The following is a 23,405-nucleotide window of genomic DNA, read 5'->3' as shown; positions in this document are numbered from 1 at the left end:
GGCCTCCTTATTTCACCAATTGAGTTTGGTCTTATTCGCCGACCACGGTCAAGACCTTGACCGCGGTGGCTTTTTGGCCATCGGCGTGTCCGTTATCGTGAGGGGATGGACGACGCCGCGATCCAGGCGCTGGCGGCGCTCGGGGACGAGTCGCGGCGGCGGATGTTCGCGTTCGCCCGGCGGGCCGGGCGGCCGATCAGCCGGGACGACGCGGCGGCCGAGGTGGGGATCTCCCGGAAGCTGGCGGCGTTCCATCTCGAGCGGCTCGTCGAAGCCGGCTTGCTGCGCTCGCACTTCGAGCAGGCCGGCCGGCTGCGCAAGGTCGGCCGGGCACCGAAGCTGTACGAGCCGACCGACGCCGACGTGCGGGTGTCGATCCCGCCGCGGCAGCCGGATCTGCTCGCCGCGATCCTGCTCGACGGAGTGCTCGGCGACGAGCAGGAGAGCCCGCTGGAGTCTTCGCGGCGGGCGGCGTTCCGGCGTGGCGAGCGGGCGGGGGAGGAGGTCCGGGTCCGGACCCGGCCCGGGCGGCTCAGCGCGGAGCGCGCGCTGACGTTGTCGGAGGCAACTTTGTCGGAGGCCGGCTTCGAACCGGTGCGGCCACGGCCGGGGTGTGTGCGGTTGCACAGCTGCCCGTTCCATCCGCTCGCCGCGACGCAGCCGGAGGCGGTGTGCGGTCTCAACCACGCCTTCGTGAGTGGGTTGTTGTCCGGCCTCGAAGCGACCACGGTCGAGGCGGTGCTCGATCCCGACGGCGGTGAGTGCTGCGTGGAGATCACCGCCGCCGGGGACCGGTCAGGCTGAGGCCTCCAGGGCGCGGGTCAGCAGCGCGGACAGTGCCTCGAGCTGGAAGTCGGCGGACGATCCGACCTCTTCGTCGGAGCCGTCCAGGGCCATCGCGGCCAGGCCGGCCTTGGCGTCGATCAGGTCCGCGACCCGAGTGTCGATGGTCTGCGCGGCGATGATCCGCCACGCCGTGACCGGCTCGTCCTGGCCGATCCGGTGCACGCGGTCGATCGCCTGGGTCTGCTCGGCGTTCGTCCAGGACAGCTCGGCGAGGACGACGTTCGACGAGACCTGCAGGTTGATGCCGACGCCCGCGGTGAGCAGTGAGCAGACCGCGATCGAGACCTCGGGATCGTTGACGAAGGCATCGATGTTCTTCTGCCGGGTCCGCGACGTCTGGTCGCCGCGGATCGAGGAGTACCGGATGCCGCGCTCGGCGAACAGCTCCTCGGCGGTGTCCATCACCTCGATGTGCCGGGCGAAGAACACCACCTTGCCGACGTTCTGCGCGAGCTGGGCGGCGTAGTCCGCGGCCAGCCCGGCCTTCGCCTGTCCGATCTGGCGGAACAGGCTGAACACGTTGTCGCCGGTCTTCTTGGCGGCCATCTCGGTCCGCTCCCAGCCGGCCACCTGGCGGACCAGTTCGTGGTCGATCCCGTCCACCACGACACCCGAACGCCGGGTCTCGAGCGCGGTCCGGTACCGCTCGACCAGCCGGTCGGCGAGTTCCCGCTCGGCGGCCCGGATCGAGCGCCCGACGGCACCGTCCAGCTCGACCGGCAGGTCGGCGATCCGGCGGGCCGGGATGTCCGCGGCCACGTCGACCTTGCGGCGCCGGACGATGCCCATGTCGATCACGCTGGCCCGGGCAGCGGCGGCGAAGCCGGGGTCGGCGGGGGTCAGGTCGGTGGCGTCGAGCTTGCTCATCAGCTCGGCCCGGGGCGCCTTCTCGTCGATCCAGCCGAGGAACTCCCAGATCGCGGTGAAGTCCTCGATCGAGTTGATCAGCGGCGTACCGGTGAGGGCCATCAGCAGCGGCCGCGCGGTCCGGGCCCGGATCCGTTCGGACAGCTCGAGCACGTTGCGGGACCGCTGCGACTTCTTGTTCTTGATGAAGTGCGCCTCGTCCACGACCATGCCGCGGAAGCCGAGGTCGCCGAGCCAGCCGACGTGCCGGTCGAGCACCTCGTAGTTGACCACGACGATGTCGGCGAAGCCGTCGATGGTGTCGCCGTCGCCGTGGATCACGGTCGGCGTCTTGCGCGGGGTCCAGAGCGCGGCCTCACGGGCCCAGTTGGTCTTGACCACGTTCGGTACGACGGCGAGCAGCGGGTACGCCTCGGCGGCTTGGGCGGCGAGCAGCGCCTGGGCGGTCTTGCCGAGGCCGGGCTCGTCGGCGAGCAGGAACGTCCGATGGCCCTCCGCGGCGGCCGCGATCAGCCGGGCCTGGTGCGGCATCAGCTCCAGGCCGCGGAGCCGGAGCGCCTCGATGCCGCCGGCCAGCCGCAGCGAGGTCGGGTCCGGCAGCGTCATGGTCGCGGAGGCGGAGGCGTGCTCGAAGGAACGCAGCAGCGGCCCGATCAGCTCCCAGCCACCGAGCCGGCTCGGACCCGCCGGGCGGGACGGGGCCGCGGAGAAGTCCGGAGCGAGGAACGGGTTGGCCAGCTGCCGGGCCACCACGGCCTGCGGGACCACCCGCCGGGTCGGAGTCTCGGGCGCGGTGACCGGTTCGGCCGGTTCCGGCTCCTCCGGGACCTCCAGGCCGGCCTCGTCGAGCATCTGCCGCTTGAGCGCGGCGGCCGCCTCGGAGATCACCGCGTCCTCGGCCAGCAGGACGAGCAGCGACGGCTCCATCGCGGCGGTCTTCGCCAGGATCGTCGCGATCCCGTCCAGCCGGCGCAGCTGCTCGGTCCGGTACGCGTCGGTGGCGGCCGGGTCGCCGTTCACCCGGGCCCGCTCCTCGCGGACCAGCAGGGCGACGACCTGGAACTTCGTCCGCGTCGACGGCTTGATCGCACCGCGAGTGACGGCGTTCTCGACCTCGCGCACGGCCTGTGCGAGGACCTGGATCAGACCGTCGGACTCGCCCTCGCGGACACGACGCCGGCGACGGGGAGCAGAACGGGTAGCGCCGGGCTGGCGCTGACCTCGTCGGGCCAACATTTCCTCCTGTGTCATGCCACGACCAGGCCGTGGCGGAACGCCCGACCGCGCGCGAACCGACCCGCCGACGAGACGCCACCCGGTGTCGTGCAGAGGGCCGTCCGGAAAGGGTCCCCAGGAACACGGCTCAGAATCACCGCTCCTGTGTGCGCGATCGAGAAACCATGCTACCTGCCCCGGCCCGATTGTTGGAGACCGGCACCGGGTACCGGGTGGTCCCACGAGAAGGAGGTCTCCGACATGCCCGCAGGATCGAGCCCGAAGCGTGAACGCCAGTACGAGCACATCAAGGCCGGGCTGAAGAAACGCGGTCGTAGCGAAGACAAGGCCGAGGAGATCGCGGCCCGCACCGTGAACAAGGAACGCGCCCGCGCCGGCGAGTCGAAGCAGAAGAGCCGGACGTCGACGGACGACATCTCGTCGAGCCGGCGTGGCGGGCTCCGCTCGCACAGCGGGTCCAAGGGGCGTACCCGGGACCAGCTGTACAACGAGGCCAAGGAGAAGAACATCAAGGGCCGCTCGAAGATGACCAAGGACCAGCTCGCGAAGGCCGTCGGGCGCTAGCGTGCAGCGGATCGACGGAAGGCCGCTGACCGACGACGAGCTGCGCGGGATCGACGCGTACTGGCGGGCGGCGAACTATCTGTCCGTCGGGCAGATCTACCTGCTCGCCAATCCGCTGCTCCGCGAACCCCTCCGGGTCGAGCACATCAAGCCGCGGCTGCTCGGGCACTGGGGCACGACGCCCGGGCTGAACATGATCTACGCCCACCTGAACCGGGTGATCAGGCAGCGCGACCGGGACGTACTGTTCGTGACCGGGCCCGGGCACGGCGGTCCGGCCCTGGTCGCGCACACCTGGCTGGAGGGCAGCTGGACCGCGGCGTACCCGAACACCACCCAGGACGAAGCCGGGATGGGACGACTGTTCAAACAGTTCTCGTTTCCGGGCGGAGTCCCGAGCCACGTGGCAGCGGACGTCCCGGGCTCGATCAACGAGGGCGGCGAACTGGGGTACTCGCTCAGCCACGCGTACGGCGCGGCGGCGGACAACCCCGACCTGCTCGTCACGTGTGTCGTGGGCGACGGCGAGGCGGAGACGGGGCCACTAGCGGCGTCATGGCACTCGAACAAGTTCGTGAACCCGGCCCGCGACGGCGCGGTGCTCCCGATCTTGCACCTGAACGGGTACAAGATCGCGAACCCGGCGGTGCTTGCCCGGATCGGCGACGAGGAGCTGACCGCCTTGATGCGCGGCTACGGGTACGAGCCGTACCTCGTCGAAGGGTCCGAACCGGCCGAGGTCCACCAGGCGCTGGCGGCGACGCTCGACGCATGCCTGGACCGGATCGACGAGATCAAGCAGGAGACGGTCCGCCCGGCCTGGCCGATGATCGTGTTCCGGACGCCGAAGGGCTGGACCGGGCCGCACACGGTCGACGGCGAGCTGGTCGAGGGCACCTGGCGCTCACATCAGGTCCCGCTGTCCGGCGTACGGACGAACGAGGATCACCTGCGCCAACTGGAGTACTGGCTCCGCAGCTATCACCCCGAGGAGCTGTTCGACGACGACGGCCGGCCGGTCCCGGACCTGCTCGACCTGGTTCCCGAGCGTCGGATGGGGTCGATCCCGCACGCGAACGGTGGTGTCCTGAGCCGCGACCTGGAGCTGCCTGACGTCGCGGAGTACGCCGTCCCGGTGAAGACGCCGGGTGCGGAGGACGGGGAGCCGACGAGGGTGTTCGGGGAGTTCCTCCGGGACGCGTTCCGGCTGAACCCGGACAATCTGCGGCTGTTCGGGCCTGACGAGACCGAGTCGAACCGGCTCGGCGCCGTCTACGAGGCGACCGGCAAGGCGTGGTTCGCCGAAAGCCGCGACACCGATCGCAATCTGTCGCCGGACGGGCGGGTGCTGGAGATTCTCAGCGAGCACACCTGTCAGGGCTGGTTGGAGGGGTACCTGCTCACCGGACGGCACGGGTTGTTCTCGTCGTACGAGGCGTTCGTGCACATCGTCGACTCGATGGTCAACCAGCACGCGAAATGGCTGAAGACGATCAACCGGCTGGAGTGGCGGCGCCGGATCCCGTCGCTGAACTACCTGCTCACCTCGCACGTCTGGCGGCAGGACCACAACGGCTTCTCGCACCAGGACCCGGGCTTCATCGACCATGTGGTGAACAAGAAGGCCGAGGTCGTCCGGGTGTACCTGCCGCCGGACACCAACACGTTGCTGTCCACGATGGACCACTGCCTGCGGACCCGGAACTACATCAACGTCGTTGTCGCCGGCAAGCAACCGCAGCCGAACTGGCTCGACTGGGAGGCGGCCGCGCTGCACTGCGCGCGGGGCGCCGGCATCTGGGACTTCGCGAGCAACGACGAGGGCGATCCGGACGTGGTGATGGCGTGCGCGGGCGACGTACCGACGATGGAGACGCTGGCGGCGGTCTCGCTGCTGCGGGAACGTCTCCCGGGCCTGCGGATCCGGGTCGTGAACGTGGTCGACCTGATGCGCCTGCAGGACGCGGCGGAGCATCCGCACGGTCTGACGGACGCGGAGTACGACGCTCTGTTCACCACCGACAAGCCGGTCATCTTCGCGTACCACGGCTACCCGTGGCTGATCCATCGCCTGACCTATCGCCGCCACGGTCACGACAACCTGCACGTCCGCGGGTACATCGAGGAGGGTACGACGACCACTCCGTTCGACATGGTCGTCCGTAACAACCTCGACCGGTACCACCTGGCCATGGACGTCATCGACCGGGTCCCGGCGCTGGGGCCGCATGCCGCTACCACCCGCCAGTACTTCGCGGATCAGCGCACGCGGCACCACGCGTACGTGACGGAGTACGGCGAGGACCTCCCGGAGGTACGCGCCTGGCGCTGGTCAGCCGAGTAGGTCGACGGCGGTTCGCAGATCACTGACGAACTGCTCGAAGTCGCGGCGGAAGTCGTTGGATCGAAGCACCGACGAAGGGTGCACGGTCGCGACTGCCGTCTGTCTGCCGGGAAGTTCCAGTCTTTGTCCACGCTGCTGGGTCACTCGGAACGATGCGCCTAGGAGAGCTTTCGCCGCGACGGAGCCCATCACGACGACCAGCGCCGGTTTCACGATCTCGAGCTCCCGTGTCAACCACGGATGGCACGCGGTGATCTGACCGGCGCTGGGCGTCTTGTGGATCCGCCGCTTCCCTTGGCGCTCGTACCGGAAGTGCTTCACCGCGTTGGTCAGGTAGACCTGGGTGCGGTCGATCCCCGCCTCCACCAGCGCCTTGTCGAGCAGATGGCCGGCCGGCCCGACGAAGACATGGCCTTCCTTGTCTTCCTGGTCACCGGGCGTCTCGCCGATCAGCATCATCCGCGCCCGGACCGGTCCCTCGCCGGGCACGACGTGCTCGGCGTTCTCCCACAGCTCACAGCCACGACAGTCCGGCAGCGATTCGCGAACCTTCCGCATCCCACCGTCGTGCGGCACCCACTGCTCGGCCCCTGGAGCTTTCATGCGGCTCCGGTACCCACTTATGGCGCGGGCGGTACCAGGGCCAACCGGATGATCACCAACGCGAACAGCACCAGCGTGAGCGCGTGCACGACCGTGCACCACAGGCAGATCGCGTTGATCTGGAACAGCTCGGCCCAGATCAGGTAGCACACGAACACCACGCCGGTGAGTACGCCGACCAGGCGGAGCCGGGCCGGCCACGGGGACGACGTACGCCACATCGGCGGCACCGAGAGCGCGGTCATGCCGACGAAGAACAACAGGCCGAGCAGCGCGACCGGGATCCCGAAGACCTTCGAGTACTGGCTGCTGGTGACCTTGGCGCAGTTGACCACGCCGGTGTCGGGACAGGCCAACGTCGTCCCGGCGGTGAAATGCTCGTAGGTCAGGTACGCCGCGACCGCGAGCCCGGCGATCGACACGACCAGGGTCGCCCACGGGATCACGCCCAGGGACGACCCGGTCGAGCGCTGCGCAGTGTCAGCCATGCTTGTCAGCCCTTCGCGGCACCGAGCTTGCCCGCGGCCGCGGTGACGGCCTCGGTGTTGCAGACGGTCGACGGCTGGTTGTTCGTCAGCTTGCAGATCGCCGCGGTGTAGACGTTGGCCGACCCGATGACCGCCTTCGAGATCGCGGTCGACGGGTCCTTGATCGCGTCCGCGACCTGCGCCTGGGTCTTGCCGGCCAGCAGGTCGGGGTCGTACGTGGCGCCGGAGCCGATGAACTTGTTGCCGAGGTCGATGAACGGGATCGACCCGGCGCTCTGCTTGTCGACGTACGGCGCGTTGTCGTACTTCTCCAGCGTCGCCTGGTCCGCGGCCGACGGGGTGTCGAGCGGCTTGTAGCTGTTGCCCTGGACCTCGTTCGTGGTCGTCTCGACGCCGGTGAAGACGAGGTACTGGCTCGTGTACGTCGAGCCGTGGAACGACAGTGTCGGCGTGTTCGGGTGCACGTCGGCGGCCGCGGAGTGCGTCGTGCCGAGGTTCTTGAAGGTGCCGAAGCGGGACAGCGCGACCACCACCGGCCAGCGCTCGGCGGCGCAGAACGGGCAGTACTCGGCGCCGATGTAGAGGACCTTGGGCTTACCGTTGTCGGTCAGCGGCGGCTGGTCGTTGATCGCCGACGGTGCGGTCTTCACGTCCGCGCTGCCGACGGTGGCGAAGGTGGATGCCGGGATCGAGGAGAGGGTGCTGATCAGCGCAGCGTCCGCCGAGCCGTTCGGCCCGGTGGCGGTCTTCTTGCCCCCGCCGGCCAGCCGGATCGCCACCAGCCCACCGACGATCACCACGACCAGAACGACCGCGCCGACCGCGAGCAGAAGCCGCCGGCGCTGCTCGGCCCGCCGTTGCGCGGCCTGCTGCGCGGCGATCCGCTCCCGGGCCGCAGCCTTCTGTTCGACACGCCTTGCCATGACTCTCCTCTGATCGCGCACGGGACCCCGGAAGAACAACTATCCATCGGCCCCGGAAGTTCCTGCCTGTCCGTCACCGTGAGGTTACAGATCCCGGGTCCGGCGCCGCACAGAAGGTACGCCTTCTCCACACTAATCTCCTGCCATGGACTGGCAGGCGTGGCACCAGCGGTACGACGATCCCGACTCGGAACTTTCCCGCCGCCTGCAGGCGGTGCAGGCGCAGGTGCGCGACGCCCTCGACCGGGCACCGGCCGGACCGGTGCCGGTGATCAGCCTGTGTGCGGGGCAGGGCCGCGACCTCCTCGACGTACTGGCGGACCACCCCCGTCGGAGGGACGTCCGAGCGCGTCTTGTCGAGCTGGAACCGGAGCTGGCCGCGTGGGCTCGCGAGCGGGCGCCGGAGAACGTCGAGGTGATCACCGGCGACGCGTCGCTGACGGATCAGTACGACGGGTTCGTGCCGGCGGAGCTCGTCCTGCTGTGTGGGATCTTCGGCAACATCTCGTCCGCGGACATCCACCGGACGGTCGCGGCCGTGCCGCAGTTCTGCCGCACCGGCGGCACAGTGATCTGGACCCGCCACCGCGAGGACCCGGACCTGGTTCCGTCGATCTGCGAGTGGTTCGAGGCCCGCGAGTTCGACCGGGTGTGGCTGTCCGGCAAGGACGCAGGCTTCGGAGTCGGCGTACACCGATTCAGAGGTTTACCTCAACCTCTGGTGAAGGGTCAGACCCTGTTCAGCTTCCGTGCGGGACGCAGTATGAGCAGCCCGACCGCCAGGAGCACGGCGAGTACGACGTAGCCGGCGTCGAGTACTGCGATCGACGCGACGGCGGCGACGAGGAGCGGGCCGCCTGCGTCGCCGAGTTCGCGACCCAGTTCGGCGGTGCCCATCGTCTGGCCGAGACGTTCCGGGGGAGTGCTCGCTGCCAGGGCAGCGAACCCGAGTGGTGTGATCACGCCCGTACCGGCACCGATCAGCGCAGCGGCGATCAACAGGAACGCGACGCCGGGCAGCGCCGCGCAGACGAAGCCGGCTGCCGCCAGGCCGAGGCCCACCGCGATGCCGGTCCGTGTCGTCAGCTTCCCGGCGTCGAGCGCCCGCCCGGAGCGTGGCTGGACCACGGCGGCTGTTGCCGCGAGCAATGAAACGGCAGCGCCGGTGGCGATCGTCCCGAGGCCGTCCGAGGCCCCCGTGACGGGCAGGAAGCCCACGCCGACCGACAAGGCGGCTGTCGCGGCGGCGAGCGCGGCGGTCGGCCGGAGGAACGCTGGGTCAGTGATTCGCCGCGCGAGATCCAGCACCGTCTGACGGGTGCGCGGCAGCGGCGGTACGACCGGTACGGCAAGCAGCGCCCACAACGCGACGGCCGCCGCGAGCACGGTCATCACGCCGAACAGCAACCGGAACCCGCCGAGCCAGACGATCCCGCCACCGAGCAACGGCCCGGCGGTGTATCCGATGCTCTTGTAGAACCCGTAGCTGCCGAACGCGCGTCCGTGCTTCGCCGACGGATTGAGCCGGGCGACGAGTGTCGACGCGGCGGGGGAGAAGGCGGACGCCGCGGCGCCCTGGCCGAGTCGCGCGACCCACAACCAGCCGGGCCGGTCCGCGATCACATAGGTGCTCGAGGCAACGGCAAAGCCGACCAGCCCGAGCAGCAGCACCGGGCGTGCGCCGATCCGGTCGGAGATAGTGCCGAAGACAGGTTTCAGCAGCACCTCCGCGCCGTCGTACAGCGCGAGCAGGGCACCGAGCGTCATCAGCGACCTGACGGCGTCGGACGACATCCCGCCGAGGCTGGCCGCGACAGCGTGCGCACCGAACGCGGTAGTGAACCCCGCCGCGTAGAGCGGCCACATTCGCACCGGTCGACTCCTGGTAGTGGGTGGGCAGTTCGGTCGTCCGCTGCAGCGCCGCCTCGAGGACCGGTAGCTCGGGGACACTGTAGCGCTCGTTACATCGAGGCTGCATCTCGACAGCGCTTCGGACATCGGTTATGTTACATAGACGGTGTCATATAGCTCCGGAGGTGTGCGCGGTGGACCAGACTGCTGAGCGGTTGCTGGGATCGGCGAGCCGGTTGTCCCGGGATCCCGAGACCGAGATCGACTGGGACGCACCGGTCGGCGACGGGTACGGGATGTCCCCGGAATGGAGCACGCTGTACGGCACGCCGTACTGGGACGAGCTGACCGAGGCGCAGCAGCGCGAGCTGACCCGGCACGAGTCGGCGTCGGTCGCGACCACCGGGATCTGGTTCGAGCTGATCCTGCAGCAGCTGATCCTGCGCGACATCTACGACAAGCCGGCCCGCAGCCCGGAGTTCCAGTGGGCGCTGACCGAGATCGCCGACGAGTGCCGGCACTCGATCATGTTCGCCCGCGCGACCGAGCGGATGGTCGAACCGGCGTACCGGCCGCGGTTGCTGGCGCGCGAGCTCGGGCGGATGTTCAAGACCGTGGCGACCGGCGAGTCGGCGTACGCCGCGATCCTGGTGGCCGAAGAGGTTCTGGACGTGATGCAGCGCGACTGGATGCGGGACAGCCGGGTCGAGCCGCTCGTGCGGACCGTGAACCACATCCACGTGGTGGAGGAGTCGCGGCACATGGTGTTCGCGCGCGAGGAGACCCGCGAGCGACTGGCCGCGGCAGGGCGTGGGCGCCGGTGGGTGAGCGCGCTGGTGATCGCGATCGCGGCCGACATGATCGTGTCGAGCATGGTCGGGCGCCAGGTGTACGTGAACGTCGGGCTGGACGCGGATCGTGCCGTCCGCGAGGCGCGCCGGAACGAGCACCACCGGTCGCTGCTGCGGACGAGCTGCGCGAACCTGATGGACTTCCTCGCCTCGGTCGGGCTGCTGACGCCGGCCGCGTCCCGGGTGTACCGGCGGACCGGTCTGCTGTGACGTTCGCGATCTCGGGCGACTGCTGCTCGGATGCGAGCTGCGTCGCGGTCTGCCCGATGAACAGCATTCATCCGGCGCCGGGCGAGCCCGGGTTCGGTACCGGCGCCAGCCTGTTCATCGATCCGCGGACCTGCATCGACTGCGGCGCGTGCGCGGACATCTGCCCGGTCGACGCGGCCAAGCCGGCCTCGCAGTCGGCGCCGGAGGACGTGGTCCGGAACGCGGCGTACTTCGCGGAGACGTCGCCGCTGGACGCGACCGACCTGGACAGCTGGGAGCCGGTCTCGTACCAGACCTGGGGCGGCGGCCCGCGGCGCGTGCTGGTGGTCGGCGCGGGGCCGGCCGGGATGTACGCGACACGCGAGTTGTTGCTGCGCACAACCGCCGAGATCACCGTTGTCGATCGGCTCGACCGGGTGGGCGGGCTGGTCCGGTACGGCGTGGCGCCGGACCACCCGCAGACCAAGCAGATCATCGAGACGTTCGAACGAATCATCCGGCACGAGCGAGTGCAATGGCTGCCCGGAACTGCTGCGGACGACATTCCAGCCGGGCGTGGGCGGGCGGACGGTCTTGCCTCTCGCCGGTCGGCGAGCGGGTCGGACAAGCGTGGGCTCGTACCGGGCCAGCTGCCGGCGGGGTTCGATGCGGTGATCCATGCGGTGGGCGCCTGGCAGAGCCGCAGGCTTGGGATCGCCGGTGAGGACGGTGCCTGCACCGCCGGGGATTTTGTTGCCTGGTACAACGGGCGGCCGGGCGCGGTGCCGCCGCCCGAGCTGGTGGGGCCGCGGGCGGTTGTCGTCGGCAACGGGAACGTGGCGCTCGATGTCGCACGCATGTTGCTGGCGGACGAGGATCAGCTTCGCGGGATGGACGTTCCGCCGGACGTCAGGCGGGTGCTCGCGGCCAGCGGGATCAAGCAGGTCGTGTTGCTCGGACGGCGCGGGCCGGAGGAAGCGGCGTACACCGAACCCGCGTTGCAGGAATTGCTGGCGATGGCGGGGGACCGGGTCGAGTTGCGGTACCACGCCCGGCCGACGACATGGACGTCCGCGGGGCTGACCCTCGACACCGGGGAGATCGTCGAGGCGGGCGACCTGTTCACGGCGATCGGGTTCGAGGGACGGCCGGTCGACGGGCTGCCGTTCGACGCGGACCTCGGGATCGTGCCGAACGTCCGCGGCGCCGTCGTCGGCCGGCCGGGCCACTACGTGGCGGGCTGGATCAAACGCGGCGCGCGCGGCGGGATCGGCGTGAACAAGGCCTGTGCGCAGGAGACGGTGCGGACCCTGGTCAACGCGTCCAGGGCTGCAGCTTCTCCGGGTTCCTGATCGCCCAGATGTTGCGGATGTGATCGCCGTCCACGTCGAACGCGATCACCGTCTCGGTGACGCCCTCGAACTGGATCACCAGACCGGGCTGTCCGTTGACCGTCCGCTCGAGCAGCGTGCGGCCGAGGCGGAACACCGGCAGTTCGGCGAAGTACCGGGCGACCTCCGCGCCACCGCGCACCGGCTCGAGTGCGGCCGTGACCACGCCACCACCGTCGGCGACCGCAGTGACGTCCGGATCGAGCAGGCTGACCAGGGCAGCGATGTCGGTCGCCTCCCACGCCTGCTTGAACTGCTGGATGAGTTGCGCCCGGCGCGCCGACGGCGCCGAGGGAAGCTCCGCGTCCTGGATCCGCCGTCGGGCCGACGAGGCCAGTTGCCGGCAGGCCGCGGGTGTCCGGCCGACGATCTCGGCGACCTCCGGAAACGGGTACCGGAACACGTCGTGCAGGATGAACGCGACCCGTTCGGCCGGTGTCATCGAGTCGAGCACGACGAGGAACGCCATGTTGACGGACTCGTCCAGCGTCACGCGGTCCGCCGGGTCGGGGCCGGTCTGACCGGTGTGCCACTCGCTGCTCTCGGGCAGCGGCTCCGGGATCCATTCGCCGACGTACCGCTCGCGGCGAGCACGGGCCGAGCGGAGCAGATCCAGGCAGATCCGGCTCGCGACCTTGGTCAACCACGCGGGCGGGTTGTCGATCGCCTCCCGCTCCGGACCGGTCATCGCGTACCAGCGGGCGTACGTCTCCTGGACCACGTCCTCGGCGTCGGCCAGCGACCCGAGCAACCGGTACGCCAGGTTGATCAGCTGCCGCCGCTCACTCATGATCGCGCTCAATCCGGGCTCGCCCATGTCCGTCCTCTCACTCATACCCGGTACGACGAAACAGCGCGCCGAACCGTGAGGTCTCACAGTACGAGGGGCTGTCGCGTCGTACCCGGTATGACGAACAACGCAGTCTCCGAAGCCGAGATCCGTGACCGCATCGAGGTCCTGCTGGACGCCGTCCGGACCGGCGACCTGGCCGTACTGAAGACGGTCTTCGCGCCCGATGTGGTCTCGTTCGACATCGAGCCACCACTGCGCCACGTCGGCGCGTACAAGAAACTGGCGAACTGGCAGCAGGTCTTCGAGGTCTTCCAAGTGCCACTGGAGTACGAGGTCCGCGACCTGACCGTGCTCGTCGACGGTGACCTCGCGGTCGTCTATTCGCTCAACCACATGAACGCCGCGATGATCAACGGCGGCAAGATCGACTACTGGCTCCGCTGGACGTCCGCGTGGCGGAGGATCAACGGCGAATGGCTGGTCGTCCACGACCAGGTCTCGGTCCCGACCGACTTCGCGAACGGCGCCCGCGCCGCGATGGACCTCACGCCCTGAGCCGGGCTCGGCCGAGGATGTGGGGGCTGGCGGGGGTTTGGCGGTTTGGGGGGAAGTTGAAGTGGTGCAGGTCCTCGATTGTGAAGCCGGCTGAGGTGATTGCGGATGCGGTGTCGCGGTGGGTGTGGCAGCCGCCTACGAGGAGGGGCCAGAGGGTGGCGTCGGCGATCTTCTGGACCGTGGCGAGGCGGCCGGGCTGCGCGGCGACGTGTTCGTAGAACCTGAGTTCGCCGTCGGGGCGTAGTACTCGACGGGCCTCGGCCAACGCGGCCGTCTGGTCGGGGACTGAGCAGAGGACCAGCGAGACGACGACCACGTCGGCGGAGCCGGAAGCGGCTGGAAGGTGGTCAGCTGTGCCCTCGACGACCTCGACCGGGACCGGTGCGGCGGAGGCCTCGCGATGGGCGTAAGCGCGGAGGAACGGTTCCGGTTCGACGGCGAGTACGTGGGTGACCGAGGGCGGGTAGTGCGCGAAGTTCCCGCCGTCGCCGGCGCCGACCTCGATCACGCGTCCCGCCGTACCGGCGAGCAACCGGCGCCGGTGCTCGGCGGCACCGGCATCGTCGAGCGTCGGCCGGACCCGGGCGTACATCCGGGCGAACAACGGACGTTTCATGGACCCACCCTGCCAGAGTGTCGGATCCCGGCGTACGCCGATCGTCTGCTGAGTGAGAGTCGTCTTCAGCAGAGGAGAAGAGCAGTGCCTACCCCCGTCAACACCGTGAAGATCATCGACATCGCCGTCACCGACCTCGGCGCGGCGATCGAGTTCTACCGCCGGCTCGGGCTCGAGTTCGAGCGCGACCAGTACATGCCGGACGACCACGCCGGCTGCGATCTGCCGAACGGTCTGCACCTGATGCTCGACACCGACGCGGCCCGCAGCAAGATCACCGCGGACTGGACCCCGCCGAAGCTCGGCCGGATTTTCCTCACCCTCGAGTACGGCACCCCCGCCGAGGTCGATGCGACGTACGCCGAACTCGTCACGGCCGGTGTGACGAGCCTGCAGGAGCCGTACGACGCGCCGTGGGGCATGCGTTACGCGACCGTCGCGGATCCGTCCGGAAACGGTGTAGACCTCTACGCCACACTGGCCTGAAGGAGGTGTGCGGGTGAAGTACGTGCTGATGTTCATCGAGACCGAGCAGTTCGCCAAGGACTTCGCGGCGCTGGAGCCGGCCGAGAAGGAGGAGGCGTACCGGCGGGTGTACCAGTGGTTCGAGGACCACGCGGACAAGATCACCAACCGCGGCAGCAAGTTGCAGGGCGCCGAGACCGCGACGACCGTCCGTCTGGACGGTTCAGGGGTGCTGACCACCGACGGACCGTTCATCGAGGGCAAGGAGGTCGTGTCCGGGTTCACCGAGATCGACGTCGAGGACCTGGACGAGGCGCTCCGGATGGTGAAGACATGGCCGGCCTGCCCGGTGATCGAGATCCGGCCCGTCGCCCAGATGTGACTACTCAACAAGAGCTTGCCCGCGTGGTGCGCGACCATGCGGGCAGGCTGGCGGGTGCGTTGGTGTCGCTGCTCGGGGACTTCGCGGCGGCCGAGGACCTGGTGCAGGACGCGGTCGAGATCGCACTGAAACGCTGGCCGGTCGAAGGGATCCCCGATCGGCCGGACGCGTGGTTGTTCACGGTCGCCAAGCGCCGCGGCCTCGACGTACTGCGCCGGCAGGAGAACTACCGCGCCAAGCTCGCGCTGCTCGAACCGCCGGAACCGTCGCCCCGGGACGACCGGCTGCGACTGATCTTCACCTGCTGCCACCCGGCCCTCGCGCGGGAGGCCCAGATCGCGCTCACGTTGCGCGTGGTGTGCGGGCTGACGACCGCCCAGATCGCGGCGGCCTTCCTCGCGTCGGAGTCGGCGGTCTCCCAGCGGATCACCCGCGCCAAGCGAAAGATCACCGACGCACGCATCCCGTACCGGATCCCGCGCGACGACGAGCTGCCCGAGCGGCTCACCGAAGTACTGACGGTCATCTACCTGCTCTTCAACGAGGGCTACCTGTCCAGTACGGCGGAACGCGCGCACTCCCGCGACCTCGTCGACGACGCCGAATGGCTTACCGCACTCCTGCACGGTCTGCTCCCGAACGAGCCCGAGGTGGCCGGCCTACTCGCGCTGATCCGCCTGCACCGAGCCCGTACGGCGGCCCGCTTCAACCCGAACCTCGTGCTACTCCCGGATCAGGACCGCACGTTGTGGGACCACGCGGCGATTGCCGAGGCGACCGCCTTACTCACCCGGACGGCCCGCCGCCACCACGCCCCCGGCCCGTACCAGCTCCAGGCCGCCATCGCCGCCTGCCACAGCGAGGCAGCCGACTGGTCCCGGACGGACTGGCCGCAGATCGTCGTCCTGTACGACATGCTGCTGACCCTGCAGCCGAGCCCAGTGACCTGCCTCCACCGCACGATCGCCCTCTCGTACGTACGAGGCACGGCGACCGCTCTGACCGAGCTCGACGCGCTGGCCGGAGACCTCGACACCTACCCGCTGTTCCATGCCACCCGCGCCCAATTCCTCCGCGAGCTCAACCGCCCGGCCGAGGCCCACGCCGCCGACGAACGCGCCGCGCAACTGACCACGAACCCGGCCCAACTGGATCTGCTCCACGAGCGCCTGGCGAACTAGACGCTGCGCAGTACCGAGACGACCACGCCGAGGACGGTCGCGTTGTCGCCGTCGATCACCTCGTACGCCGGGTTGCGCGGCTCGAGGTACACGTGGCCGTTGCGCCGGCGGTACACCTTGACCGTCGCTTCCTCGTCGATCATCGCGGCGACGATCTGACCGGAGTGGGCCTCGGACTGCTGCCGGACCACGACGATGTCGCCGTCGCAGATCGCCGCGTCGATCATCGACTCGCCGCGGACCCGCAGCCCGAACACGGTGCCGCGCCCGGTGAGCCCGCGGGGGAGTTGCAGTACGTCGTCGACGTGCTCGACGGCCGAGATCGGCGTACCGGCGGCGATGTCACCGACCACCGGGACCGGCACGTTCTCGTCGCTGGTGGTGCCGCCGGCCGTCTCCTGCAGGAACATCCGGACGTCGATCGGCCGCGACACCGACGGGCTGCGCCGCAGGAAACCCTTGTCCTCCAGGCTGGCCAGGTGCTTCGACACCGACGACGAGGACTTCAGCCCGACCGCGTCGCCGATCTGCCGGCTGCTCGGCGCGTAGCCGTGCCGGCTCACCCAGTCCCGGATCACCACCAGGATCCGCTGCTGCCGTTCGGGCAGCGCGCCGGTGTCGAGGTCGCCGAACAGATCGAGATCAGTCACCGCGAAATCTTAGAGCGCCCGCGCCCGCCCGCCGCACACCGACCCGCTGCGCTGCCGACATGAAAGAGCGAGATGAAAGAGTGCGGGTATGGACGGTCCGGAGGAACAGGTGCTCGCGGCGTTCGGCTTGTCGGAACCCGCCGTGCGGTTGGCGGGCGGCCAGGGGCAGACGTGGCGCTCGGGCGGAGTCGTGCTCAAGCGGGCGGACAGCGAGAGCGCCTGGCGTGGCGACGTACTGAGCGCGCTGCCGGAGTCGAACGACTTCCGGGTGCCGAGGCCGGTGCGGGCGGCGAGTGGCGAGTGGGTCGCGTTCGGATGGGAGGCGAACGAGTTGGTCGCCGGCGCGACCGACGTGCGGCGGCAGGACGAGGTGCTGTTCGCTGCGGCCGCGTTTCACGAGGCGGTGGCGGGTCTGCCGCGGCCCGACTTCATCGACACGCGGCACGACCCGTGGTGCGACGGCGATCGGGTCGCCTGGCGCGAGCAGACGTACGACGGGACTTCGCCGTACGCCGAACTCGTCGGGCCGCTCGTGGACGCCTGGCGGCCGGTGGACCTGGTGGCGCAGGCGGTGCACGGCGACCTGCCCGGGAACGTGATGTTCGCCGACGGGTTGCCGCCGGCAATCATCGACTGGCCGGTGTACTGGCGCCCGACGGCGTGGGCGTCGGCGGTGGCGGTCGCGGACGCCTTGTGCTGGTACGGCGCCGAGCCGGGTCTCGCGGCACGGTGGGCGCATTTGCCGGAATGGGGACAGATGCTGATCCGCGCTCTGATCTACCGGATGACCACGGACGATCTCGCCGGGGGAGCCGCGACCTGGACGGATGCTCGGGTTGCCGGCTACACGCCCGTCATCGCGCTGGCGCTCGCGTACTCCCGCTGACCGATGCGCAAGGCCAACGGAATGGTGCCAAGAGCAAGTACTCCGAGAGCGGCGCCGATCCAGCCGACCGACGGATAGCCGGCGCCCGCGTCGAGGGCGAGACCGCCGAGCCACGGACCGACCGTGATGCCGACGTTGAAGGCCGAGATGTTGAACGCGGCCGCGAGCGTCGGCGCGGAACCGGCGACGCTGAACACCCGCGAGTTCACCGCCGGGTTGGTCGCGAAGCCGAACGTCCCGATCCCGATCACCGCCGGCACCGCCAGCCACGGAGTGCTCGTCGCGAGTGCCAGCACGACCGCGGCGGCGACCACGCCGCCGAGGCTGATCACGAGCGTCCTGAACGGGCGCCGGTCCGCGGTCCGTCCGCTGACCGTGATCCCGAGCAGCGCGCCCACGCCGTACAGCGCGAGGATCACCGGCACCCACACCTCGGACAGGCCGGTAGGCCCGGTCAGCAGCGGAGCGAGGTAGCTGAACACGACCAGGATCGCCCCGGTCGACAGCGCGGTCGTGCCGTACGCGAGCCACAGTTGCGGGTTCACCATGCTGCGTACTTCGTCCCGCAGTCGCGGGAGGTGCTCTGACCGGCCGCCTGGAATCGTCGCGAGGACGCCGACGATCGCGAGCACCGACAGTACGGCGACCGCCCAGAACGCCGACCGCCAGCCGAGGTGCTGGCCGAGCAGCGTCCCGGCCGGCAGCCCGACGATCGTGGCGACGGTGAGGCCGCCGGCCAGGATGCTCATCGCTTTCGCCCGCGCCTGCGGTCCGGCGAGTTCGATCGCGGTCACCGAAGCGACCGCCCAGAACCCGGCGTAAACGAACGCTCCGGCGACCCGGGTCGCGAGCAGGACGCCGTACGAGGAGGTCAACGCGCCGGCCACGTGGGTGAGCGCGAAGATCGTGAGGAACGCGAGCATCGCCGCGCGGCGGGACCAGCGGAGCGTGGTCACGGCCAGAATCGGGGCACCGACGAGCATGCCTACGGCGAAAGCGGAGATCAGCAGCCCGGCGGCCGGAATCGAGACGCCCAGCCCGGTCGCGATCTCAGGGAGCAGGCCGGCGAGCATCAGTTCGGACGTGCCCTGGGCGAAGATCGCCAGGCCGAGCAGGTACACAGCGCGGGACATGAGGTCCTCTCATAATGGATCAATCGGTGCAAAATGCGGGCAGAACAGACCGACGTGTCAGAAACTGCGTAGCGTCGCCTCGACGACGGCGCGCTGGATCTCGGGCGCCGTGTTGCGCCGGGCGGCGACCCGCAGACCGCCGAGAACGGTGAAGACGTACTGCGCGAGCGCGGCCGCATCCTGCTCCGGGTCGAGCTCGCCGGTCACCTGCGCCGCCTTCATCGCCGTCGTCAACGCGACCAGTTTGAGCTCGTGATCCCGGTCGAGGAACTCGATGATCTCCGGGTCCTTCGGGCCGAGCTCGACGATCGTGTTGATGACGAAACACCCTGCCGGATCGTCCGGATCCGGCTCGACCGCGGTCCAGAGGATCCGCCGAACGCGTTCGCGGATCGGCAGCGTCGCGTCCTGGATCACTTCGAGCTGGGCGGTCGTGAACTGCTCGGCGTACCGGCGCAGCGCCCGGTCGAACAGGTCGCGCTTGCTGTTGAACGTGTTGTAGATGCTGCTCCGGCCGAGGCCGGTGGCGGCGCACAGGTCCTGCGTCGACGTCGCCTCGTAGCCCGTCGTCCAGAACACCCGCATCGCGGCGTCGATGGCACGGTCCTCGTCGAAGGTCCTCGGTCTCGGCATGGTCGGTAGCGTAGCACGTTATGTACTGAGCGATCCAAAATGAGGCTGATCCGGTGTCCCCGATAGGATCTGCGGATCGAGGCGAGTGCCGCAGGCTCTTCGACAGGAGGGTGGGCGCTCGCCTTCACTTGGGGGCACCGTCCAACGATGAAACTGGGGACCACAGTGAGGTTGTTCAGACCCGGGGGGCTCACGCTGGCCCTCGCGCTGCTGGCGGGCGTCACCGCCGTCGGCCCGGCCGCTGCCGGAGACACCAAGACCGTCTCGTACCGCGGCTACCAGGTAACCGTCCCGGCCGGCTGGCCGGTGGTCGACCTGGCCGCGAACCCGACCGCTTGCGTGCGGCTCGACCAGCCGGCCGTGTACCTGGGCCGCAGTACAGCGCAGTCCGACTGCCCGGCACACCTGGTCGGCCGGAGCTCGGGCCTGATCCTGGAGCCGCTGACCACCGCGCAGACGTCCAGTGACGGGCTGCTGCGGCGCGCGATCACCGACGCGGGCGTGCTGGCCACGGCGTACTACGCGCCAGGCGCGGAGCAGTCCGCAAGCGACGTACTGGCCACCGGCCGTGTGGTCACCAAGGCACCGTCCGCGCGCGTCACCCAGCAGACCGCGGTCGCTCCTTCGGTGGTTGCTACGGGCAACTTTGCGGGCAACGGCTTCGACACCTGCGCGGCACCACCACAATCGACGATGGACGCGTGGCGAGCGAAATACCAGGGTGTCGGCATCTACATCAGTGGCTCGTTGCGAGCCTGCGACCAGCCGAACCTGACCGCCGATTGGGTGGCGGCGAATGCGAGCAAGGGATGGCAGTTCCTGCTCGTCGACGTCGGTCTGCAGGCGCCGTGCGCGTCCTATGGGAGCTTGATGTCGTCGCGGCCGGCGACCTCGTTCATCCAGGGCAAGAACGCCGCGACCAACGCGGTCGCCGCCGCGCAGGCGCTCGGCTTCGCCCAGCGGAGCGCGATCTACAGCGACATCGAGCCGTACACCTCCACTGCCGCGTGCAAGGCGGCGGTGCTGTCCTACCTGAGCGGGTGGACGCAGGAGCTGAACGCACGTGGTTACCTGGGTGGGGCGTACGTCGGCGCGGCGTCCGGCGGCGCCGATCTGAACAGCGCCTACACGAGCACGGCCTACACGCGGCCGGACAACATCTGGTTCGCGCACTGGGAATCTCCGGTGGGCACGAGCCGGTTCATCAACTCGGCCTACTGGGCGAACCACCAGCGCGTTCACCAGTTCGCGGGCGAGGTCGCCAATGAGTCCAACGGCGGAGTCACCATCCCGCGGATCGACAAGAACTACCTCAATCTGACGGCTCCGCCGGCGCCTGTCGGTAGCTTCTCCGTGAGTGGTGGGGTGGCGGCGGCGACGCTGCGTTGGGCTATGCCGGCCAACACGACGGTGATGGTGCGGAGTGCGGTTGGTTCGACTCCGCCGCAGTTGACGACCGCGGGTACGGCGGTCTACAACGGCGCGGCCATTGCCTTCACGCAGGGCGGCTTGTCGAACTCGGCCAGCTATGCGTACCGGATCTGGACGAAGGACGCGAGAGGCAAGATCGGGCCCGGTGTCGACGTCCGGCTGGTCGGGTCGAAGGCGACGATCGGAGCCAGCGCGGCCTCGATCATGTACACCGGCGCGGTCACGTTGTCGACGGCGGTGACCAAGCTGGACGGCACCAAGCTGGCCGGCGTGCCGGTGGTGCTGTACTCGAAGGCGAAGACCGCGAGCAAGTGGGCGACTGCGGGTTCGTACACGTCCGATGCGAACGGAATCGTGAAGGCGTCGCTCAAGCCAGCCGTGTCGACGTACTACATGTGGGGTTACAACGGCGCGGCCGGTGTGCTGGGCACGCGGAGCGCGGCGGTGCTGGTGCAGGTCCACCCGGCGCTGTCGGCGTACCTGACCCCGGCGGCGATCCGGCTCGGCGGATCGACGCTGCTGTACGGATACCTGAACCCGCCGCACGCCGGTACGACGGCGTACCTGCAGCGGCGTTCCGGTACGTCGTGGGTGGCCGTGACGACCGGGAAGCTCACGACCAACGGCAAGTACGCGTTCAGCATCAAGCCGACCGCGCGTGGCACCTACACGTACCGCGTGGTCTGGCTGGCCGACGCCGACCACCAGGGCACGCAGACCGCGTCGAAGGTGCTCACCGTCAGCTGAGGTCGGCGGCCGCCTTGCGCGCAAGCTCGATCGCGTGCGCCGCGAGCGGTGAGTGCGTGCGGCCGGCCTGCCACAGCAGGAAGATCTCCCGCGACGGGAGACCTGGCGCGAGTTCGTGCAGCGCCAGGCTCTCGTCGTGCCGGAGTACGGCGAGGCGCGGCATCAACGCCTCACCGAGGCCGGCTCGCACCATCGCCAGCAGCGCTTCGTTGCCCTCGGTGCGGAACACGAACTGCGGGCGGATGTCACGAGCGCGCAGGAAGTCCTCGATGACCACCTGATGACAGACCGGCGGATGCGCCACCAGCGGCAACCCGTCGAGCTTCGTGAGCGGGACGGGTCCGGGCTCGAAGTCGCCAGGGCGGGCGACCAGGAAGTACGGGTCGTCGAGCAGCTTGAGACCGTCGTGTCCGGTACGGGCGTCGAAGAACATCAGGTCGAGGCCGCTGAGATCGGGGTCGTCGGTCTCCTCCTCGAACAGCCGGATGTCACAGCCGGGATGTGCGTTCCGGAGCTCGCCGATGACGCGCGGCAGGAGCGTGTTCGACACGGTCTGGAAGGTGCCGATGTCGATCCGGCTGTCGCCCGCGCGGAAGCGTTCGATCCCCTCACGCATCTCGTCGGCTCGGCGCAGCAGGTCGCGTCCGTGCTGCAGGACGACCGCGCCGAGCGGCGTGATCCGCACCGGCCTGGGCCCGCCCGGCCGATCGAACAGCGCACCGCCCGCGATCTTCTCCAGGACGGCGATCTGCTGGCTGACGCTCGACTGGGTGTACCCGAGCCGGCTCGCCGCCCGCCCGAACGATCCCTCGTCGGCGACCGCGGCCAGCGTCGCGAGGTGCCGCAACTCGTACATGTTCGGCACTCTATCGCTGCTGGCGATCGGTTCTATAAGAATCAATCGCTTTTCATGATCACGCGCCGCTCTTACGGTCGGTGGCATGACGACTTACCAGGTGAACGGCATCGAGCTGTGCGCCGAGACGTTCGGCGACCCAGCGGACCCCGCGATGCTCCTCATCCACGGCGCCGGAGCGTCGATGATCTGGTGGGACGCGGAGCTGTGTACCGCGCTGGCCGCGCGCGGCCGGTTCATGATCCGCTACGACCAGCGCGACACCGGCCGATCGACATCGTTCCCGCTCGGCGCGCCGGGCTACGCTATGAGCGATCTGGCCGCGGACGCACTGGGGCTGCTCGACGCCCTCGGCATCGAACGCGCGCACGTCGTGGCCCAGTCGATGTCCGGCGGTACGGCGCTGATCCTGGGCGTCGACCATCCGTCCCGGGTCGCCTCGCTGACCTTCGTGTCGACGAGCACGGGCGACGAGGGGCTGCCGCCTCCGTCGATGCCGCACCTCGCGGAGCCCGACTACGACGATCCGGCCGCGGTCGAGGAGTACGTCGTGAGGGCGATCGAAGCCGAGGCGGCCGGGCATTTCGACGAGGCCGCGGCCCGGGCGCTCGTCCGCCAGGACATGGCTCGGGCGCGAAACTACCGCGCCTCGCTGACCAACCACTACGCCATGACCTTCGACGCCCCGCCGTACAGCTCGCTCGCGAGGCCGGTGCCGGTGATGCCGGTGCTCGTCATGCACGGCGATGCGGATCCGCTGCTGCCGCTTCCGCACGGTGAGGCGGTCCGGGACGCCATCCCTGGCTCGCGTTTCGTCGTCCTCCGCGGAATGGGGCACGGGCTGTCCGCGCCGTACTGGAAGACCTTCGTCGACGAGGTGTGTTGAGGTCGTTCCGGGGTACCGGCGTCACGTTCCTGATCCTC

Annotated in this window: 24 protein-coding genes; 13 read left to right on the top strand and 11 right to left on the bottom strand. The window is 69.5% G+C overall.

All coding sequences use genetic code 11. From position 1 onward, the window contains the following. Positions 1 to 105: 105 nt before the first annotated feature. A complete protein-coding gene (locus tag FB475_RS31230; protein WP_141861039.1) occupies positions 106 to 804 on the top strand; it encodes a helix-turn-helix transcriptional regulator in 699 nt (232 codons plus the stop codon). On the opposite strand, the gene FB475_RS31225 is transcribed toward FB475_RS31230, so the two are convergent. Continuing rightward, the gene (locus FB475_RS31225) at positions 796 to 2,964 is read right to left on the bottom strand and encodes a DEAD/DEAH box helicase (protein ID WP_238332549.1); all 2,169 of its coding nucleotides are present in this window, start codon (positions 2,962 to 2,964) and stop codon (positions 796 to 798) included. The two genes, FB475_RS31230 and FB475_RS31225, sit on opposite strands and share 9 nt — an antisense overlap. Positions 2,965 to 3,189: 225 nt before the next feature. Between FB475_RS31225 and FB475_RS31220 the strand changes: the two genes are divergently transcribed. Then, the gene (locus FB475_RS31220) at positions 3,190 to 3,513 is read left to right on the top strand and encodes a plasmid stabilization protein (RefSeq protein WP_141861037.1); all 324 of its coding nucleotides are present in this window, start codon (positions 3,190 to 3,192) and stop codon (positions 3,511 to 3,513) included. Position 3,514: 1 nt separating this feature from the next. Then, the gene (locus FB475_RS31215; protein ID WP_141861035.1) at positions 3,515 to 5,857 is read left to right on the top strand and encodes a phosphoketolase family protein; all 2,343 of its coding nucleotides are present in this window, start codon (positions 3,515 to 3,517) and stop codon (positions 5,855 to 5,857) included. Here the strand turns inward: FB475_RS31215 and FB475_RS31210 are convergent. From FB475_RS31210 to FB475_RS31200, 3 genes are read right to left on the bottom strand one after another with little or no spacing between them, the layout of a single operon-like run. After that, positions 5,846 to 6,460, bottom strand: coding sequence for a UdgX family uracil-DNA binding protein (locus FB475_RS31210; RefSeq protein WP_141861033.1), 615 nt, complete (start codon positions 6,458 to 6,460; stop codon positions 5,846 to 5,848). The two genes, FB475_RS31215 and FB475_RS31210, sit on opposite strands and share 12 nt — an antisense overlap. A 17-nt stretch (positions 6,461 to 6,477) precedes the next feature. Next, complete coding sequence (locus tag FB475_RS31205; protein WP_141861031.1) at positions 6,478 to 6,948, bottom strand: vitamin K epoxide reductase family protein; 471 nt, start codon at positions 6,946 to 6,948, stop codon at positions 6,478 to 6,480. A 5-nt stretch (positions 6,949 to 6,953) separates the two neighbouring features. Then, positions 6,954 to 7,871: a DUF929 family protein gene (locus FB475_RS31200; RefSeq protein ID WP_141861030.1), complete on the bottom strand. Its 918-nt coding sequence runs from the start codon at positions 7,869 to 7,871 to the stop codon at positions 6,954 to 6,956. A 145-nt stretch (positions 7,872 to 8,016) separates the two neighbouring features. Here FB475_RS31200 and FB475_RS31195 point away from each other — a divergent pair, with 145 nt between their 5' ends. Continuing rightward, positions 8,017 to 8,676: an SAM-dependent methyltransferase gene (locus FB475_RS31195; RefSeq protein ID WP_141861028.1), complete on the top strand. Its 660-nt coding sequence runs from the start codon at positions 8,017 to 8,019 to the stop codon at positions 8,674 to 8,676. Here FB475_RS31195 and FB475_RS31190 read toward each other — a convergent pair. After that, positions 8,601 to 9,737 (bottom strand): MFS transporter, encoded by a 1,137-nt coding sequence (locus tag FB475_RS31190; RefSeq protein ID WP_141861728.1) that lies wholly within the window; start codon positions 9,735 to 9,737, stop codon positions 8,601 to 8,603. The genes FB475_RS31195 and FB475_RS31190 overlap by 76 nt on opposite strands. A gap of 179 nt (positions 9,738 to 9,916) precedes the next feature. Between FB475_RS31190 and FB475_RS31185 the strand changes: the two genes are divergently transcribed. After that, on the top strand, positions 9,917 to 10,783 hold the full coding sequence (locus FB475_RS31185) for an AurF N-oxygenase family protein (protein ID WP_238332548.1): 867 nt from the start codon (positions 9,917 to 9,919) through the stop codon (positions 10,781 to 10,783). Then, on the top strand, positions 10,780 to 12,114 hold the full coding sequence (locus FB475_RS31180; protein WP_337678227.1) for an FAD-dependent oxidoreductase: 1,335 nt from the start codon (positions 10,780 to 10,782) through the stop codon (positions 12,112 to 12,114). Before FB475_RS31185 ends, FB475_RS31180 begins: the two co-directional genes overlap by 4 nt. Here the strand turns inward: FB475_RS31180 and sigJ are convergent. Continuing rightward, positions 12,077 to 12,988 (bottom strand): RNA polymerase sigma factor SigJ, encoded by a 912-nt coding sequence (gene sigJ / locus FB475_RS31175; RefSeq protein WP_141861022.1) that lies wholly within the window; start codon positions 12,986 to 12,988, stop codon positions 12,077 to 12,079. The genes FB475_RS31180 and sigJ overlap by 38 nt on opposite strands. A 72-nt stretch (positions 12,989 to 13,060) precedes the next feature. Here sigJ and FB475_RS31170 point away from each other — a divergent pair, with 72 nt between their 5' ends. After that, the gene (locus FB475_RS31170; protein WP_141861020.1) at positions 13,061 to 13,501 is read left to right on the top strand and encodes a YybH family protein; all 441 of its coding nucleotides are present in this window, start codon (positions 13,061 to 13,063) and stop codon (positions 13,499 to 13,501) included. Here FB475_RS31170 and FB475_RS31165 read toward each other — a convergent pair. Then, positions 13,491 to 14,117, bottom strand: a complete 627-nt coding sequence (locus FB475_RS31165) for a class I SAM-dependent methyltransferase (RefSeq protein ID WP_141861018.1) — start codon at positions 14,115 to 14,117, stop codon at positions 13,491 to 13,493. The genes FB475_RS31170 and FB475_RS31165 overlap by 11 nt on opposite strands. An 84-nt stretch (positions 14,118 to 14,201) precedes the next feature. On the opposite strand from FB475_RS31165, the gene FB475_RS31160 reads away from it, so the two are divergent. The 3 genes from FB475_RS31160 to FB475_RS31150 are packed head-to-tail and all read left to right on the top strand — an operon-like array spanning position 14,202 to position 16,145. Beyond that, positions 14,202 to 14,603, top strand: coding sequence for a VOC family protein (locus FB475_RS31160; RefSeq protein ID WP_202878616.1), 402 nt, complete (start codon positions 14,202 to 14,204; stop codon positions 14,601 to 14,603). 13 nt (positions 14,604 to 14,616) lie between these two features. Continuing rightward, on the top strand, positions 14,617 to 14,964 hold the full coding sequence (locus tag FB475_RS31155) for a YciI family protein (RefSeq protein WP_141861016.1): 348 nt from the start codon (positions 14,617 to 14,619) through the stop codon (positions 14,962 to 14,964). Between the two features lie 23 nt (positions 14,965 to 14,987). Further along, positions 14,988 to 16,145 (top strand): RNA polymerase sigma factor, encoded by a 1,158-nt coding sequence (locus FB475_RS31150; RefSeq protein ID WP_238332547.1) that lies wholly within the window; start codon positions 14,988 to 14,990, stop codon positions 16,143 to 16,145. Here the strand turns inward: FB475_RS31150 and lexA are convergent. Further along, on the bottom strand, positions 16,142 to 16,795 hold the full coding sequence (gene lexA / locus FB475_RS31145; RefSeq protein WP_141861012.1) for a transcriptional repressor LexA: 654 nt from the start codon (positions 16,793 to 16,795) through the stop codon (positions 16,142 to 16,144). The genes FB475_RS31150 and lexA overlap by 4 nt on opposite strands. A gap of 88 nt (positions 16,796 to 16,883) precedes the next feature. On the opposite strand from lexA, the gene FB475_RS31140 reads away from it, so the two are divergent. Further along, positions 16,884 to 17,681: a TIGR02569 family protein gene (locus FB475_RS31140; RefSeq protein WP_185759510.1), complete on the top strand. Its 798-nt coding sequence runs from the start codon at positions 16,884 to 16,886 to the stop codon at positions 17,679 to 17,681. On the opposite strand, the gene FB475_RS31135 is transcribed toward FB475_RS31140, so the two are convergent. Both FB475_RS31135 and FB475_RS31130 read right to left on the bottom strand, forming a co-directional pair. Then, positions 17,639 to 18,814: a Cmx/CmrA family chloramphenicol efflux MFS transporter gene (locus FB475_RS31135; protein ID WP_141861011.1), complete on the bottom strand. Its 1,176-nt coding sequence runs from the start codon at positions 18,812 to 18,814 to the stop codon at positions 17,639 to 17,641. The two genes, FB475_RS31140 and FB475_RS31135, sit on opposite strands and share 43 nt — an antisense overlap. A 57-nt stretch (positions 18,815 to 18,871) precedes the next feature. Continuing rightward, positions 18,872 to 19,447, bottom strand: a complete 576-nt coding sequence (locus tag FB475_RS31130; protein ID WP_141861009.1) for a TetR/AcrR family transcriptional regulator — start codon at positions 19,445 to 19,447, stop codon at positions 18,872 to 18,874. 147 nt (positions 19,448 to 19,594) lie between these two features. Here FB475_RS31130 and FB475_RS31125 point away from each other — a divergent pair, with 147 nt between their 5' ends. Then, a complete protein-coding gene (locus FB475_RS31125) occupies positions 19,595 to 21,625 on the top strand; it encodes a DUF1906 domain-containing protein (protein ID WP_141861007.1) in 2,031 nt (676 codons plus the stop codon). On the opposite strand, the gene FB475_RS31120 is transcribed toward FB475_RS31125, so the two are convergent. Beyond that, complete coding sequence (locus FB475_RS31120; protein WP_141861005.1) at positions 21,618 to 22,481, bottom strand: LysR family transcriptional regulator; 864 nt, start codon at positions 22,479 to 22,481, stop codon at positions 21,618 to 21,620. The two genes, FB475_RS31125 and FB475_RS31120, sit on opposite strands and share 8 nt — an antisense overlap. A gap of 85 nt (positions 22,482 to 22,566) precedes the next feature. Between FB475_RS31120 and FB475_RS31115 the strand changes: the two genes are divergently transcribed. Beyond that, on the top strand, positions 22,567 to 23,367 hold the full coding sequence (locus tag FB475_RS31115; RefSeq protein WP_141861003.1) for an alpha/beta fold hydrolase: 801 nt from the start codon (positions 22,567 to 22,569) through the stop codon (positions 23,365 to 23,367). The last annotated feature ends 38 nt before the right edge of the window (positions 23,368 to 23,405 follow it).

Origin of the sequence: Kribbella jejuensis, from assembly GCF_006715085.1 — a bacterium.
Taxonomy (GTDB): domain Bacteria; phylum Actinomycetota; class Actinomycetes; order Propionibacteriales; family Kribbellaceae; genus Kribbella; species Kribbella jejuensis.
The sequence above is the reverse complement of the archived record's forward strand: the minus strand, read 5'-3'. Positions and strand labels throughout refer to the sequence as shown.

What these genes read in the sequence shown, in the direction of transcription:
- FB475_RS31230 (WP_141861039.1), top strand. Translation starts at nt 106, where the DNA reads ATGGACGACGCCGCGATCCAGGCGCTGGCGGCGCTCGGGGACGAGTCG.
- FB475_RS31225 (WP_238332549.1), bottom strand. Translation starts at nt 2,964, where the DNA reads ATGACACAGGAGGAAATGTTGGCCCGACGAGGTCAGCGCCAGCCCGGC.
- FB475_RS31220 (WP_141861037.1), top strand. Translation starts at nt 3,190, where the DNA reads ATGCCCGCAGGATCGAGCCCGAAGCGTGAACGCCAGTACGAGCACATC.
- FB475_RS31210 (WP_141861033.1), bottom strand. Translation starts at nt 6,460, where the DNA reads ATGAAAGCTCCAGGGGCCGAGCAGTGGGTGCCGCACGACGGTGGGATG.
- FB475_RS31205 (WP_141861031.1), bottom strand. Translation starts at nt 6,948, where the DNA reads ATGGCTGACACTGCGCAGCGCTCGACCGGGTCGTCCCTGGGCGTGATC.
- FB475_RS31200 (WP_141861030.1), bottom strand. Translation starts at nt 7,871, where the DNA reads ATGGCAAGGCGTGTCGAACAGAAGGCTGCGGCCCGGGAGCGGATCGCC.
- FB475_RS31195 (WP_141861028.1), top strand. Translation starts at nt 8,017, where the DNA reads ATGGACTGGCAGGCGTGGCACCAGCGGTACGACGATCCCGACTCGGAA.
- FB475_RS31190 (WP_141861728.1), bottom strand. Translation starts at nt 9,737, where the DNA reads ATGTGGCCGCTCTACGCGGCGGGGTTCACTACCGCGTTCGGTGCGCAC.
- sigJ (WP_141861022.1), bottom strand. Translation starts at nt 12,988, where the DNA reads ATGAGTGAGAGGACGGACATGGGCGAGCCCGGATTGAGCGCGATCATG.
- FB475_RS31170 (WP_141861020.1), top strand. Translation starts at nt 13,061, where the DNA reads ATGACGAACAACGCAGTCTCCGAAGCCGAGATCCGTGACCGCATCGAG.
- FB475_RS31165 (WP_141861018.1), bottom strand. Translation starts at nt 14,117, where the DNA reads ATGAAACGTCCGTTGTTCGCCCGGATGTACGCCCGGGTCCGGCCGACG.
- FB475_RS31140 (WP_185759510.1), top strand. Translation starts at nt 16,884, where the DNA reads ATGGACGGTCCGGAGGAACAGGTGCTCGCGGCGTTCGGCTTGTCGGAA.
- FB475_RS31135 (WP_141861011.1), bottom strand. Translation starts at nt 18,814, where the DNA reads ATGTCCCGCGCTGTGTACCTGCTCGGCCTGGCGATCTTCGCCCAGGGC.
- FB475_RS31130 (WP_141861009.1), bottom strand. Translation starts at nt 19,447, where the DNA reads ATGCCGAGACCGAGGACCTTCGACGAGGACCGTGCCATCGACGCCGCG.
- FB475_RS31125 (WP_141861007.1), top strand. Translation starts at nt 19,595, where the DNA reads ATGAAACTGGGGACCACAGTGAGGTTGTTCAGACCCGGGGGGCTCACG.
- FB475_RS31120 (WP_141861005.1), bottom strand. Translation starts at nt 22,481, where the DNA reads ATGTACGAGTTGCGGCACCTCGCGACGCTGGCCGCGGTCGCCGACGAG.
- FB475_RS31115 (WP_141861003.1), top strand. Translation starts at nt 22,567, where the DNA reads ATGACGACTTACCAGGTGAACGGCATCGAGCTGTGCGCCGAGACGTTC.